Source organism: Nonomuraea aridisoli (assembly GCF_003236395.1).
Taxonomy (GTDB): domain Bacteria; phylum Actinomycetota; class Actinomycetes; order Streptosporangiales; family Streptosporangiaceae; genus Nonomuraea; species Nonomuraea aridisoli.
This window is the reverse complement of the sequence record NZ_POUD01000279.1, coordinates 1-12,021: the sequence shown is the minus strand read 5'-3', so window position 1 is coordinate 12,021 and position 12,021 is coordinate 1. Positions and strand designations below refer to the sequence as shown.

Here is a 12,021-nt window from a genome sequence, read left to right as displayed (position 1 = left end):
GATCATCTCCCGGCACACGACCCACACCTCAGGCCCGGCCGGAACCCTCTGACGACCCATCATGACCCGAGTCTGAATCCCGAAACCCCACCTGGCCAGACCGCCAAGATCTTCAGGACACTCCTAGGGTCTGTTTGAGAAGTAGATCAAATGGGTGATCCACTCCCGTACGGGAGTCCCGAATGGCCTCGGGCGGTGGGCGGCACGGCGTCCGCGGGCCTCACGACAGGCGAGGGCACGGACCGACCAGCGGCCTGACCGGCGGGCTGACCGGCGGACTGATCAGCGGGCTGGCCGGCGGGCTGGTCAAGGGCCCGGCCCGGGGGGCTGCGCACCCCCGGGCCGGGAGCTTTCACGGGGCGATGCCGACGCCGCCGCGGCGCGCCCACGCCCGTTCCTGCGCCGCCGTCAGCGCCGGCCAGTGGCGGGCGCCCGGACGCGGCAGCACCCGCGAGGCGTACTCACCCGGGGTGAACGCGGCGTCGAAGAAGCAGCCCGTGCCGTAGACCGCGTCGAACCTCGGGCAGGACGCCGCCACCGACTCCGGCGTGGGCTTGTCGCCGGTGCGCACCCACGACGACAGCGCCGACATCACGGCGGCGTACTCCGCGGTGCTCAGCTCGCTGTGCTCGCTTTCCCGGGTGAAGGTCTGCACCAGCCGGTCGCCGTTGCCCGCGCCCTCCAGGCTGGCCCGGTAGGCCGACTCGTGCTCGACGAACGCCGTGGGGTCGTCGATCGCGTGCATGGTCAGCACCGGGATCGGCACCGCGCCCGTGACGTCGCTGTCGAACGACAGGTCCCGCACCGCCGACGGGTCGGCCGAGAACCGCTCGACCCCGGCGTTCAGCGCCTTGTCGTCGTGCGAGCCGGTGTAGCGGACGGTCCGGTTGCCGAACGGGTTCCGGCCGCCGAGCCGGTTGTGCACGATGTCGCGGAAGGTGAAGGTGGCGAAGCGCAGGTGCGACTCCAGGGTCCGTTCGGGGATCTTCGTCACGGCCAGGATGTCGTCCAGGTTGCGCTGCTGCTCCGCCGTGCGCTCCGCGGGCGCCAGGTCGTAGCCGGTGCACTCGCGCAGCCGCGCGCGCAGGCCGGTCGTCGTCATCGTCGAGCCCTCGCGCAGGCCCATCCAGAGCGGATACTGGGGCTCGGACGGGCGCGGGTGGTTGCGGCAGTAGTACTGGTAGACCACGCGCAGGTCCACCCGGTAGTCGTAGCCGCGGGTGCCGCCCGCCAGCACGCCGTTGGTGAGCAGCGCCCCGTCGTAGCGCCGGCCGTACATCTCGGCGACCTTGGCTGCGACGTTCCCGCCCCAGGACTGGCCGTGCGCGAACGTCAGCTTCGGCTCGCCGAACGTCCTCACGAACAGCCGCCGCAGGTTCTCGGTGTCCTCGGCGGCCATCCGGGTGCCGTAGCCGCCGCGGCGGTAGGCCGAGCCGGCCCAGGCGTACCCCTCGCGGACCATCACCGACCAGCGGGCCAGGTCCTCGGGGCTGCGCTCGGGGTCGGAGGTCTCGGTGAGGTCGGGGCCGCCGTGGGCGTGCACGACCAGGGAGCCGTTCCAGGCGCGCGGGACGGCGATCGTGTAGTGGGCGCCGTTCTCGTCCTGCCCGCCGTAGCAGGTGGCCAGGTCGGCCAGCTCCGCCGGGCACGGCGCGGCCTCGGGACCCGCCGCGGCGCTCGCCGGCGCGGCGGGCGCGAGGAGCGCCGCCGCCATGAGCACGGCGCCCGCGGCGGCGCGCCGGGGGAGCGGGGATCGGAAGGGAGTGCGGGGGGTGCGACCAGGGGCCTGGCTGATGTCCACGGAAGTGGTCCTCCTTCGTCACGCCGCGCCTCGCTGCGGCGCGGCCCCCTGATCGTAGGAAGGAAGATCTGTTAAGCGAATGTTTCGTCGATTCTGTTCATGTCTGTTCACCTCCGGGGCCGGGACACGACGTGGGGGCCGCCGATGCGATCGGCGGCCCCCACGACCCGGTTACGTCCCGCGTGGAGAACGGGTCACCCACAGCTCGAAGGCCCGAGTGTGCTCCACCTCGCGAGACCCCCATACCCGACATACGGTGATAAAACGTGCGGGATCGCGAGTCCCGATCCCGGGTAGGGGGAGAGGTTCGGAAGGGAGGATGTCATGCGCCACAACGGTCTGCGTACGGCGGTCCTGCTCGGCGCCCTGTCCGCCTTGATCATCCTGATCGGATGGTGGTTCGGGGGCGGCGCGGGGATCCAGATCGCCGTGCTCGTCGCGCTGGCGACCAACGCCGTCGCGTACTTCTTCTCCGACAAGATCGCGCTGTCGTCCATGCGCGCCCAGCCGGTCGGCCCGGGGGAGTGGCCCGCGCTGCACCGGATGGTGAGCGAGCTGTCGGCGCAGGCGGGCCAGCCCATGCCGCGCCTGTACGTCGCGCCCACCATGCAGCCGAACGCCTTCGCCACCGGGCGCAACCCGCGCCACGCCGCGGTCTGCGTCACGTACGGGATCAGCCGGCTGCTCGACGAGCGCGAGCTGCGCGCGGTCATCGGGCACGAGCTGTCGCACGTCTACAACCGCGACATCCTGATCTCGTCCGTGGCGGGCGCGCTCGCCACGATGATCACGTACCTGGCGTACATGGTGGGGTTCTTCGGCGGGGGCGGCGGCAGTGACGACGACGGGCCGGGCTTCCTCGGCGCGCTGCTGCTGATGTTGCTCGGGCCGGTGGCCGCCGCGCTGATCCAGATGGCGATCTCGCGGGCGCGGGAGTACCAGGCAGACGAGTCGGGCGCGCGGCTGACGGGGGACCCGCTGGGGCTGGCGAGCGCGCTGCGGAAGATCGACGCGGGCACGCGGCAGCTCCCGCTGCCGGAGAACGGCCGGCTCTCCTCGACGTCGCACCTCATGATCGCCAACCCGTTCCGGGGCGGCGGCCTCGGGCGGCTGTTCTCCACGCACCCGCCCATCGCCGACCGGATCGCCCGCCTGCAGGAGATGGCCGCCCACCGCGGCTGACGCCGGGGGCCCGGCCGCGCGGAAAATCGGAGGAGGAAATTTCTGGGAGTGCGTCCTTCTCGGTCCGTCCCGTTCGTGGACAGGGTGACGGCGACCCCGCCGCACGACGACAGAGGAGAACGACCATGAAGTACATGCTGCTCATCAACAGCCCCGCCGAGGAGACCCCGGAGTGCGACCAGCCCTCGTTCGAGGAGTGGGTCGCCTACGACAAGGCGGTCCGTGAGGCGGGCGTCTTCGTCGCCGGTGAGTCGCTGGCCGACCTGACCACCGCCACCGCGGTCCGCGTCGACTCCTCGGGCGGCCGGACGGTCACCGACGGGCCGTTCGCCGAGACGCGCGAGATCCTCGGCGGCTTCTACGTCATCGACGTGCCCGACCTGGACGTGGCGCTCGACTGGGCGGCCCGCTGCCCGGGGGCCCGCGCGGGCTCCGTCGTGGTCCGCCCGGTCGCCGAGTTCTGACCCATGGACCGGCCCGCCACCGATCCCCCCACTGATCCACGCGCCGAGCCGGTCGCCGCGGCCGGCTCATCCGTGGAGGCGGTCTTCCGCGAGGAGCGCGGCCGGCTGCTCGCCGCGCTGGTACGCCGCTTCGGCGATCTCGACCTGGCCGAGGAGGTCACCTCGGAGGCGATCGAGGCGGCACTGGTCCACTGGCCGGTGAGCGGCGTCCCGCCGAAGCCGGGCGCCTGGCTGATGACCACGGCCAGGCGCCGGGCCGTCGACCGGCTGCGCCGCGACCGCGCGTACGCCGCCCGCCTGGCCCTGCTGCAGGTGGAGGCCGACCGCGCGGCGGGCGCGCCGCCCGCCGGCCCCGACGGAGAGCTGCCCGACGAGCGGCTGCAGCTCTTCTTCACCTGCGCCCACCCCGCGCTGCCCGCCGAGGACCGGGTGGCGCTGACGTTGCGCTGCCTGGCCGGGCTGACCACGCCGGAGGTCGCCCGAACCTTCCTGCTCCCGCAGGCCACGATGGCCAAGCGGATCGTGCGCGCCAAGAACAAGATCCGCCAGGCGCGCATCCCGTTCCGCGTGCCGGACGCGCACGAGCTGCCCGAGCGGCTGCCGGGCGTGCTCCAGGTGATCTACTCGATCTTCACCGAGGGGTACGCCGCCAGCTCCGGACCCGACCTCCAGCGGCTCGACCTGGCCGAGGAGGCGATCCGGCTGGCCCGCATCCTGCGCCGCCTGCTGCCCGGCGAGCGGGAGGTCGCCGGGCTGCTCGCGTTGATGTTGCTGATCCACGCCCGCCGCGCGGCCCGGATCGGCCCCGGCGGCGAGCTCGTCCTCCTCGACGAGCAGGACCGCGGCCGCTGGGACCGCACGATGATCGAGGAGGGCCAGACCCTGGTGGTCGCCGCGCTGACCGGCGGCCCGCCCGGCTTCTACGGCGTGCAGGCCGCGATCGCCGCCCTGCACGACGAGGCCGCCGACGTCGCGACCACCGACTGGCCGCAGATCGTGGCACTGTACGACGTGCTGCTGAGCATCGATCCCTCCCCGGTGATCGCGCTCAACCGGGCGGTCGCCGTGGCCCTGCGCGACGGCCCGGAGCAGGGGCTCGCGCTGCTCGACGAGCTGGCCGGCGAGCCTCGGCTGCGCGGCTACCCGCCGTACGCGACGGCGCGGGCCGAGCTGCTGTGGCGGCTGGGCCGCGGGCCCGAGGCCGCGGCGGCCTACCGGGAGGCGCTCGCCCTGGCCGGCACCGAGCCCGAACGGGCCCACCTGCGGCGCCGGCTGCGGGAGTGCGAGGCCGCCGGCTGAGACCCCCGGCAACCCCTCATCCCGAAATATCGCGCAATATGAGCAGGTCATTTCGCCCAGGAATGGAGGGAAATGCCCTTTTCTATTCGTGAGTTTCGGTGAATAACCGCTGTCTCAAGCGTTGAAGATCTTCTAGGGTGGGGCGCTGACCATGTGCAAGGAGATGTTCACGTGAAGAGATTTCTCGAACGAACCCCCCTCAAGACCGGCGTCGTCGCGGCCGTCGCACTGGCCGGCGGCTTACTGACCTCCGTCCCCGCCGAAGCGGCCACCGCCACGACGGAGCAGGCCGCCGTCGCGGTGTCCCAGAGCGCCGCGGCCCGCCCCTCCAACGGCCGCATCATCTACGACCGCTACAGCGGCGGCCAGGGCCGGCTGAAGATCAGGAACGGTCTCGCGAAGGACGGCGTGGTCACCCTGGTCAGGGGCAAGACCAAGGCGATCAGCATCTACGTCCGCGCCCGCTCCACCGCGACCATCAAGGACGTCAGGGACGGCACGTACCGGATCTACTTCACCAACGGCTACCGTTTCAACGCCTCCAAGGGCCGCTTCACCCGCAGCGCCTCCTACCAGCGCTTCGACAGCCGGCTGAGGTACGTCACGACCGCCACGTCCTCGGTCGTGTACACCCTCACCCTCAACCCGGTCCGCGGCGGCAACGCCCGCACCAGCCCGGTCAACCCGAAGGACTTCCCCTGACGGGCGGTCCCGGGGCTTCCCGGCCAGGAGATCACCGCCGTAATCTCGTGGGGTGACCAGGGTCGCGGCCGTTCGCCCGGATGAGCCACCCGGCGGGCGAGGCCGGCGGCGCGACGTCTGCCGGCTCTTCGGAGGAGGGCGATGACGACCCCGACGATCCCGGCGGTCGAGACCGGCCCGCACGTCCCGGGGCGGGCGCTGGCGTTCGCGTGCGCGCCGTTCGCGGCGGTGACCGCGCTCGCGCTGGTGGTGGCCGGGCCGGGCGAGGTCGGCGCGCGGCTCGGCGTGGCGGCGGTCCTCGCCGCCGCGCTCCTGCTGCCGGGCCTGGCACTGACCGTGCCGGCCGTGCTGGCCCGGCGGGTGGGCGGCCCGCGTCCGCTGCTCGTCGCCGCCGGGCTGACGGCGCTGACCACCTTCGGCCTCATCGGGACGCCCGACCTCGGGCTCTTCGGCGGCCTGGAGCGCAACTGGCAGGGCAGGCTGATCGACCTGGCCATGGTGACGCTGCTGTTCGCGCTGGCCGGCCCCGCCCTGCGCGAGCGGTCCGGCCTGACCGTGCGCACCACGCCCGGCTCGGCGCGGCCGGTGGCGCTCACCGCCGTCATCACCGTCCTGCTCTACACGCTGCTCAACTGGGCGAACGGCGTGACCACGGCCGGCCCGACGTTCGAGAGCCTGCTGTTCCAGCTCACCCTGCCCGGCACCACCGAGGAGCTGCTGTGGCGCGGAGCCCTGCTCGCGCTGCTCGACCACGTCTTCGGCTGCCCCTGGCGGGTGTTCGGCGCGCCGATGGGGTGGGGCGGCGTCATCGTGACGGCGGTGTTCGCGATCGGCCACGGCGTGCACGTCGGCGCCGGCGGCATCACGCTCGACCCGGTCGCGATCCTCGCCGTCACCGTGATCGGGTCGATCCTGTGCTGGATCCGGGCCCGCTCCGGCGCGCTGTGGCCGGCGATCGTCACCCACATCGCGATCAACACGGCCATCGTCGCCGTGGCGGCCCTGCCCGGCTGAAAACCCGGCTCCCGCCCGGGGCCGCCGGATAAGGTCTGCGCAGGAAGGAGGCGGTGGGCCGGATGGACGAACGCGCACGTCACACGCTGGGAACGGTCGCCGGCCTGGCCGCGCTCGTGCCACTGTGCACCCTCACCGAAGCCGCCGCCAGAGCCCTGCGCACGGGCAACGCCGCCTTCGCGCCCGCCCTCGACGGGCTCGGCTACCTCGCCGCGGTCGCCGTCCTCGTCACGCTGCTGACCGCCTGGCCCGCCGCCGCGCTCGCCTGCGGCGTGCCCCTCGCCGCCACGGGCACGCTCTTCGCGCTCGACCTCGACGCCGCCATGGGCCTGGCCGGCACCCTGCCGGGGGCGGAGACCGGCGAGCCGCCCGGCACCCTGGCCGGCGTCACCGGCCTGTACGCGCTGCTCGGCGTGCTGCTGGTGCTCTCGCCGCTCAAGCGGGCCCTGCCACGGCCGGGACGATCAGCGCGAGGATCAGCCCGGTGATCAGCGGCGTGGTCAGCGCGGCAGCTCGTCCAGCATGCGCAGCAGGTCCCACTCCGTCTCGCACACCCGGCGCCCGATCGCGGCCAGCTCGACCGACCGCGCGCCGCCGCGCAGATGCCGCATCGCCTGCATGACGCAGATGACGCCCCACTTCAGCACCCCGAACGTCTCCCACCAGCGCAGCGCCTCCCGCTCGACGAGCTGGCCGCCGGAGCGCTCGTACCCCTCGATCAGCTCGTCGTAGCCGCCGAAGCCGCCCACCGGCAGCGGCGAGCCGAACCGCCACGCCTTCACGCACAACCAGCCGAGGTCTTCGAGCGGGTCGCCGGCGTGGGCCAGCTCCCAGTCGAGCACCGCCCTGATCCCGTCAGGGCCGACGATCAGGTTGCCGTTGCGGAAGTCGCCGTGCACGACCGTACGCCGCCCGCCGGGCGGCCGGGTCGCGGCCAGCCGGCGCAGCGCCAGCTCGAACACCGGGTGCGGCTCGCCCAGCTGGTCCAGCACGTCGCGCCAGCGCAGCAGCGGGTCCTGCCCTCCGTCGTCGGGCACCGAGGACAGCGGCATCCGGTGGATCGCGGCCAGCGCCTGCCCGCACTGCCGGGCCAGCCGCGGCCGGGCCGCCGCGTACGCGTCGTCGCGCAGGATCTTGCGCGGGATCGTCTCGCCGGGCACGCGTGTCATGAGGATGTACGACTCGCCGCAGGTCACGATCCGCGGCACCGGCACCCCGGCGCCCGCGGCGGCCCGCATCAGCCGCGCCTCGGCCGCGAGACCCCACCCGGCCGCCCCGCCGCCCTCGGGGGGCGCGCCAGGGGAGTCCAGCCGCAGGATCAGCTCGTGCCGTCCGCCGCCGGGGGTCACGACGTCGAGGGCCCACGTCTCGCGGGAGGCGCCGCCCGGCAGCCGCGCGCTGGACGCGATCACCGCCTCGTCTCCCAGCGCCTCGCGCACGATCGCCAGCAGGTCGGTCATCGAAGGCCGAACTCCCAGCCACCGCCCGCCGCGTACGCGCCCAGGATGCGCCGCCCGACCGAGTCGACGTGCACCTCGTCGGGCCCGTCGTAGATCCGCCCGGCCCTGGCGTGCCGGTACATGCGATCCAGCGGCGTGTCCGGGGTCAGGCCCGCGGCGCCGTGCACCTGGATGGCGCGGTCGATCACGTTGTGCAACATGCGCGCGCCCACCACCTTGATCGCGCCGATCTCGACGCGGGCCTGCGAGCCCGCGTCGATCGCCTCGGCGGCGTGCAGGGTCAGCAGCCGGGCGGACTGGATCTCGGTGTAGGAGTCGAACACGTGCTGCCGCATGAGCTGCTTGGCCGCCAGCGGCTCGCCGAACGCCTGCCGCTCGTGCAGCCTGCGGCACATCAGGTCGAAGGCCCGCTGCGCCTGCCCCAGCCAGCGCATGCAGTGGAAGATGCGCCCGGGGCCGAGCCGCTTCTGCGCGATGACGAACCCCTGACCGCGCGTCCCGAGCAGGTCGGCGGCGGGCACCCGGACGTCCTCGTAACGCACCTCGCAGTGCGCCCCGCCGAGGCCCAGCACCGGCGTGTCGCGCACGATCGTGTAGCCCGGCGTGTCCGTCGGTACCAGGATCATGGAGAACGCCAGATGCGGCGGCGCGTCCTGCTCGGTCCGGCACATCACCGTCGTGTACGCCGCCCGCGAGGCCCCGGTCGTGAACCACTTGTGCCCGTTGATCACCCACTCGTCGCCGTCGAGCACGGCCGACGTGGTGATCTGCGTCGGGTCGCTGCTGGAGACGCCCGGCTCGGTCATCGCGAAGCTCGGTGAGATGTCGCCGCGCACCAGCGGCGCCAGGTAGCGCTCGCGCTGCTCGGGGGAGGCGTGCTCGTGCAACATCAGCGAGTCCTGCAGCGTGTACGTCCCCAGCGCCAGCTGCCCGTACTCGCTGCGCCCCTGCACCTCGTTGACGTAGACGTAGTCGAGGAACGGCAGCCCGCCCCCGCCCAGCTCACGCGGATGGCCGAGGGCCCACAGGCCCTCCTTCTTCGCCTGCGCGCGCAGCTCGCCCAGCAGCGCCGCCGCCTCGGGCCCGCCCGCGTGCAGCACCGGTTCGGCGGGCTCGACCCGTTCGGTCATGAACGCGTACACCGCGTCACGGATCGGGCGTACGCTCTCGGGCACCGCGAAAGTCATGAAACGATCTCATCCCGGAACGAGGACCGGGTCAACGGGTTCACGGCAGCCAGCTCACCTTGCCGTGCAGGAACGCGTACCCGACGAAGGCCACGGCGTCGATGAGGGTGTGGGCGACGATCAGCGGCATGGTTCGGCCCCACCGCCGGTAGACCCACCCGAACACCAGCCCCATCACCACGTTCCCGACGAACCCGCCGAACCCCTGATACAGGTGGTACGACCCGCGCAGCAACGACGACGCCACGATGGCCTTCCACGGCCCCCAGCCGGCCTGGCCGAGCCGGTGCAGCAGGTAGCCGGCGACGATCACCTCCTCCAGCACGCCGTTCTGCGCCGCCGCGAGCAGCAGCACCGGCACCTGCCACCACACCTCGGGCAGCGCGCCGGGCACCACGGTCAGGTTCACCCCGAGCGCCCACACCGCGAGGTAGAACGCCAGCCCCGAGCCGCCGATGGCCGCCGCCAGCACCGCGCCCCGCAACAGGTCGGAGCCCGGCCGCCGGAAGTCGGACCCGATCGTGCGCATCGACTCGCCCGAGCGCGCCAGCAGGTACGCCACCAGCCCGACCGGCGCCACCGTGATCGCGATCTGGACGAGCTGCAGCGTCAGGTCCAGCCACGGCCTGCCGGGCGCCATCGACCCGACGAGCACGGCCTGCTGGCCCTGCAGCTCACGCGGCGCTGTCAGCGCCCCGATCAGCCGGACGAACGCCAGCAGCCCGCTGGCGCCGAGCGAGACCGACAACACCACGAAGAGCTCGGCATGGATGAGCCTGGGACTGAGCACAGGTGACGGGGCGGGAGGGGAGGACGTGTGCATGGCCGCAGACTAGCCGTTACATGATCTAACCCAGATAAATCCTGATATCTCCTCGCCCGCGATCCTGCGCGGCACTCCTCATCGGTGAAAGTCCGCGGGGGTTGCTCGTCGTGCACGCAGCGGATGCGGGCTTGCACACTGTCCAAGTCCGCAACGACGAACGTCTTGCGGAACGTCCCGAGTCGGTCTCATGCGTTAGTACGGCGACGCGGGGACGCACGTACCCCATGAGGACGTAGGGCAAGGCCTGTCGGCGCGTCGCCTTGGGGGCCGGATGAGGTCAGACGCCGCACGTTCCCTGCGTGGCGCGGGGGATGGCGTCGATGCCCGACAGGTCTGTCCCGGCCAGTTCGCCGCGTGCCACCGCGTTCAGCACCGCCATCGTGGGCACGGTGAACAGCCGCTCGAGGTAGCCGTTGCTCTTCTGCCCGACCGAGCGGACCTCGTAGAAGATCGCGCCCTGCGTCGCGAAGCCGGGACTGCTGCCGTCGGGGCCTGGCCCGCCGAGCAGCATTCGGGAGAGCACGGCGTTGGTGATGTCGATGTCCGGATAACGCGCCACGTGCGTCTGCCCGAACCCGTCAAGCGCCTTCACCGACACCATCGACAGCTGCTGGGCGGTGGCCCACTGCGTCGCCGTCATCCGCGAGGGGTCGATCGGCCGGATGCCGATCTGGAACTGGTTCAGCTCCTCCGTCCCCTGCACCACCGGTGCGGTGCCCATGTGATGCAGGTCCAGCGCCAAGCGTGGCCGCATCCGCTGCCAGAGCGCGTACCATGCGCGGGACTCGGGCTGGCTGAAGTTCTCCCAGTCGCGGTTGAGGTCGACGCGGTTGGGGGTGGTGCTCTGCCGGATGTTGGCCTCGGCGCCGTCGGGGTTGTACATGGGGATGACGATCACGGTCATCCGTTCCCTGATGAGCCGCGCGTCGGGGTCCCCTGACGCCAGGTGGTCGAGAACCTGGAGGACCGACTCGGTGGAGTGCAGTTCGTCTCCGTGGATGCGGGCGTGCAGCCAGAAGACGTCGGGCCCGCGGCCGACGGTCGCGTACAGCAGGTCACGCCCCTCGCCCGACTGCCCGGCCTTGTGCACGGTCACCAGGCCTTTACTGGTCCGCGCGATGCGGTCCAGGCCGCTGACGACGTCGGCGTAGCCGGCGACGCTGCTCAGGCTGACGTTCTGGTTGTCCTGGATGCAGGGGCCTCCAGGATGGGTGGGGGGATCGGCGGCGGCGGGAGCCGCGGGCAGGCCGACGACTGCGCAGGACAGCACCACGGCGAGTAAGCGACGCATTCGCATGAAAGTTCACCTTTCTGGCATAACTTCATCGGCAGTCTCACCTTTGAGCGCGAAACGATCAAGGCTGTTAACGTCCGCGGAAGTGGTGTACGGCGACGGCCCCTCCCGTGGTGAGCCCCTCTCCGAAGCGGGTGCCACTTTGTCAGGCGGTGGGTCTGATGCGTGAGCGCTGCGCCTGGAACCAGTCGGCGGTGATGTCGGTTTCCGTGATGCGCCCGATCAGCGCCAGGGTCGAGCTGATGCTCTCCGGCGCCTCCACGCGATCATCGAGGACGTCGTCCTCGGTGATCTGGAAGCGCAGTCCGTCCATCAGCTGGTCGAGGATCCCTTTGGAGGGTGGGTCATGGGGTGTCCGGCTAGATTCTTACGAGAAGAGGCGTTGGAGGGCCTGCAGCCACCACTGTCCCGATGAGGTGCTTGTGACGCGTACCGAACCGCATGACGTTCCCACCGCCGCCGAGCTCGTGGCCGCCGTACGTGACTTTCTCCAGAGCGACGTGCTGCCGGCCGTCGAGGGCCGGGTCCGCTACCACACCCGGGTGGCGGTGAACGTCCTCGGCATGGTCGAACGGGAGCTGGAGCTCGGCCCGGCCCAGGCCGCCGAGCACGCCGCCCGCCTGGCCGAGCTGGGCGTGGCCGACGACGCCGAGCTGGCCGCCGCCATCCGCGAGGGCCGCGTGCCCGACGACGGCCCGCTCCTCGCCGTGCTGGAGCAGGCCGTACGCGCCAAGCTGAAGGTCGCCAACCCCGGCTACCTCACCCACGACTGACGGCCCGCCCCCCACCGTG

The 12,021-nt window shown here is 72.2% G+C and carries 13 protein-coding genes; 7 read left to right on the top strand and 6 right to left on the bottom strand.

The genetic code is table 11. The features are described from left to right. Positions 1-352: 352 nt before the first annotated feature. The gene (locus C1J01_RS39895; RefSeq protein ID WP_220040341.1) at positions 353-1,801 is read right to left on the bottom strand and encodes a DUF6351 family protein; all 1,449 of its coding nucleotides are present in this window, start codon (positions 1,799-1,801) and stop codon (positions 353-355) included. 324 nt (positions 1,802-2,125) lie between these two features. Here C1J01_RS39895 and htpX point away from each other — a divergent pair, with 324 nt between their 5' ends. From htpX to C1J01_RS39865, 6 genes are all read left to right on the top strand, one after another. Further along, positions 2,126-2,983, top strand: coding sequence for a zinc metalloprotease HtpX (htpX, locus tag C1J01_RS39890; protein WP_111184247.1), 858 nt, complete (start codon positions 2,126-2,128; stop codon positions 2,981-2,983). Positions 2,984-3,108: 125 nt separating this feature from the next. Then, positions 3,109-3,447: a YciI family protein gene (locus C1J01_RS39885; protein ID WP_111184246.1), complete on the top strand. Its 339-nt coding sequence runs from the start codon at positions 3,109-3,111 to the stop codon at positions 3,445-3,447. 3 nt (positions 3,448-3,450) lie between these two features. Next, on the top strand, positions 3,451-4,746 hold the full coding sequence (locus C1J01_RS39880) for an RNA polymerase sigma factor (RefSeq protein WP_111184245.1): 1,296 nt from the start codon (positions 3,451-3,453) through the stop codon (positions 4,744-4,746). A gap of 171 nt (positions 4,747-4,917) precedes the next feature. Continuing rightward, the gene (locus C1J01_RS39875) at positions 4,918-5,448 is read left to right on the top strand and encodes a hypothetical protein (protein WP_111184244.1); all 531 of its coding nucleotides are present in this window, start codon (positions 4,918-4,920) and stop codon (positions 5,446-5,448) included. 141 nt (positions 5,449-5,589) lie between these two features. After that, positions 5,590-6,462 carry a CPBP family intramembrane glutamic endopeptidase gene (locus C1J01_RS39870; RefSeq protein ID WP_111184243.1) on the top strand — a complete coding sequence of 291 codons (873 nt, stop codon included), beginning with the start codon at positions 5,590-5,592 and terminating at the stop codon, positions 6,460-6,462. Between the two features lie 62 nt (positions 6,463-6,524). Next, positions 6,525-6,950, top strand: a complete 426-nt coding sequence (locus C1J01_RS39865) for a hypothetical protein (RefSeq protein WP_111184242.1) — start codon at positions 6,525-6,527, stop codon at positions 6,948-6,950. A gap of 12 nt (positions 6,951-6,962) precedes the next feature. Here the strand turns inward: C1J01_RS39865 and C1J01_RS39860 are convergent, their stop codons facing one another. The 5 genes from C1J01_RS39860 to C1J01_RS50510 form a co-directional block, all read right to left on the bottom strand. Beyond that, positions 6,963-7,922: a phosphotransferase family protein gene (locus tag C1J01_RS39860; RefSeq protein WP_111184241.1), complete on the bottom strand. Its 960-nt coding sequence runs from the start codon at positions 7,920-7,922 to the stop codon at positions 6,963-6,965. Next, complete coding sequence (locus tag C1J01_RS39855) at positions 7,919-9,109, bottom strand: acyl-CoA dehydrogenase family protein (RefSeq protein WP_111184240.1); 1,191 nt, start codon at positions 9,107-9,109, stop codon at positions 7,919-7,921. The genes C1J01_RS39860 and C1J01_RS39855 overlap by 4 nt, the downstream gene beginning before the upstream one ends. A 40-nt stretch (positions 9,110-9,149) precedes the next feature. After that, positions 9,150-9,932, bottom strand: coding sequence for a CPBP family intramembrane glutamic endopeptidase (locus C1J01_RS39850; RefSeq protein WP_111184239.1), 783 nt, complete (start codon positions 9,930-9,932; stop codon positions 9,150-9,152). Positions 9,933-10,212: 280 nt separating this feature from the next. Then, positions 10,213-11,232 (bottom strand): M14 family zinc carboxypeptidase, encoded by a 1,020-nt coding sequence (locus C1J01_RS39845; protein ID WP_111184238.1) that lies wholly within the window; start codon positions 11,230-11,232, stop codon positions 10,213-10,215. A gap of 142 nt (positions 11,233-11,374) precedes the next feature. Continuing rightward, complete coding sequence (locus C1J01_RS50510) at positions 11,375-11,542, bottom strand: hypothetical protein (protein ID WP_181449227.1); 168 nt, start codon at positions 11,540-11,542, stop codon at positions 11,375-11,377. A gap of 109 nt (positions 11,543-11,651) precedes the next feature. Here C1J01_RS50510 and C1J01_RS39840 point away from each other — a divergent pair, with 109 nt between their 5' ends. Then, positions 11,652-12,002 (top strand): DUF6285 domain-containing protein, encoded by a 351-nt coding sequence (locus C1J01_RS39840; RefSeq protein WP_111184237.1) that lies wholly within the window; start codon positions 11,652-11,654, stop codon positions 12,000-12,002. Positions 12,003-12,021 lie beyond the last annotated feature (19 nt).

Excerpts from the sequence above, each read along its gene's own strand:
- C1J01_RS39850 (WP_111184239.1), bottom strand. The coding sequence starts at position 9,932 with ATGCACACGTCCTCCCCTCCCGCCCCGTCACCTGTGCTCAGTCCCAGG.
- C1J01_RS50510 (WP_181449227.1), bottom strand. The coding sequence starts at position 11,542 with ATGGACGGACTGCGCTTCCAGATCACCGAGGACGACGTCCTCGATGAT.
- C1J01_RS39885 (WP_111184246.1), top strand. The coding sequence starts at position 3,109 with ATGAAGTACATGCTGCTCATCAACAGCCCCGCCGAGGAGACCCCGGAG.
- C1J01_RS39880 (WP_111184245.1), top strand. The coding sequence starts at position 3,451 with ATGGACCGGCCCGCCACCGATCCCCCCACTGATCCACGCGCCGAGCCG.
- C1J01_RS39870 (WP_111184243.1), top strand. The coding sequence starts at position 5,590 with ATGACGACCCCGACGATCCCGGCGGTCGAGACCGGCCCGCACGTCCCG.
- C1J01_RS39865 (WP_111184242.1), top strand. The coding sequence starts at position 6,525 with ATGGACGAACGCGCACGTCACACGCTGGGAACGGTCGCCGGCCTGGCC.
- C1J01_RS39845 (WP_111184238.1), bottom strand. The coding sequence starts at position 11,232 with ATGCGAATGCGTCGCTTACTCGCCGTGGTGCTGTCCTGCGCAGTCGTC.
- C1J01_RS39860 (WP_111184241.1), bottom strand. The coding sequence starts at position 7,922 with ATGACCGACCTGCTGGCGATCGTGCGCGAGGCGCTGGGAGACGAGGCG.
- C1J01_RS39855 (WP_111184240.1), bottom strand. The coding sequence starts at position 9,109 with ATGACTTTCGCGGTGCCCGAGAGCGTACGCCCGATCCGTGACGCGGTG.
- htpX (WP_111184247.1), top strand. The coding sequence starts at position 2,126 with ATGCGCCACAACGGTCTGCGTACGGCGGTCCTGCTCGGCGCCCTGTCC.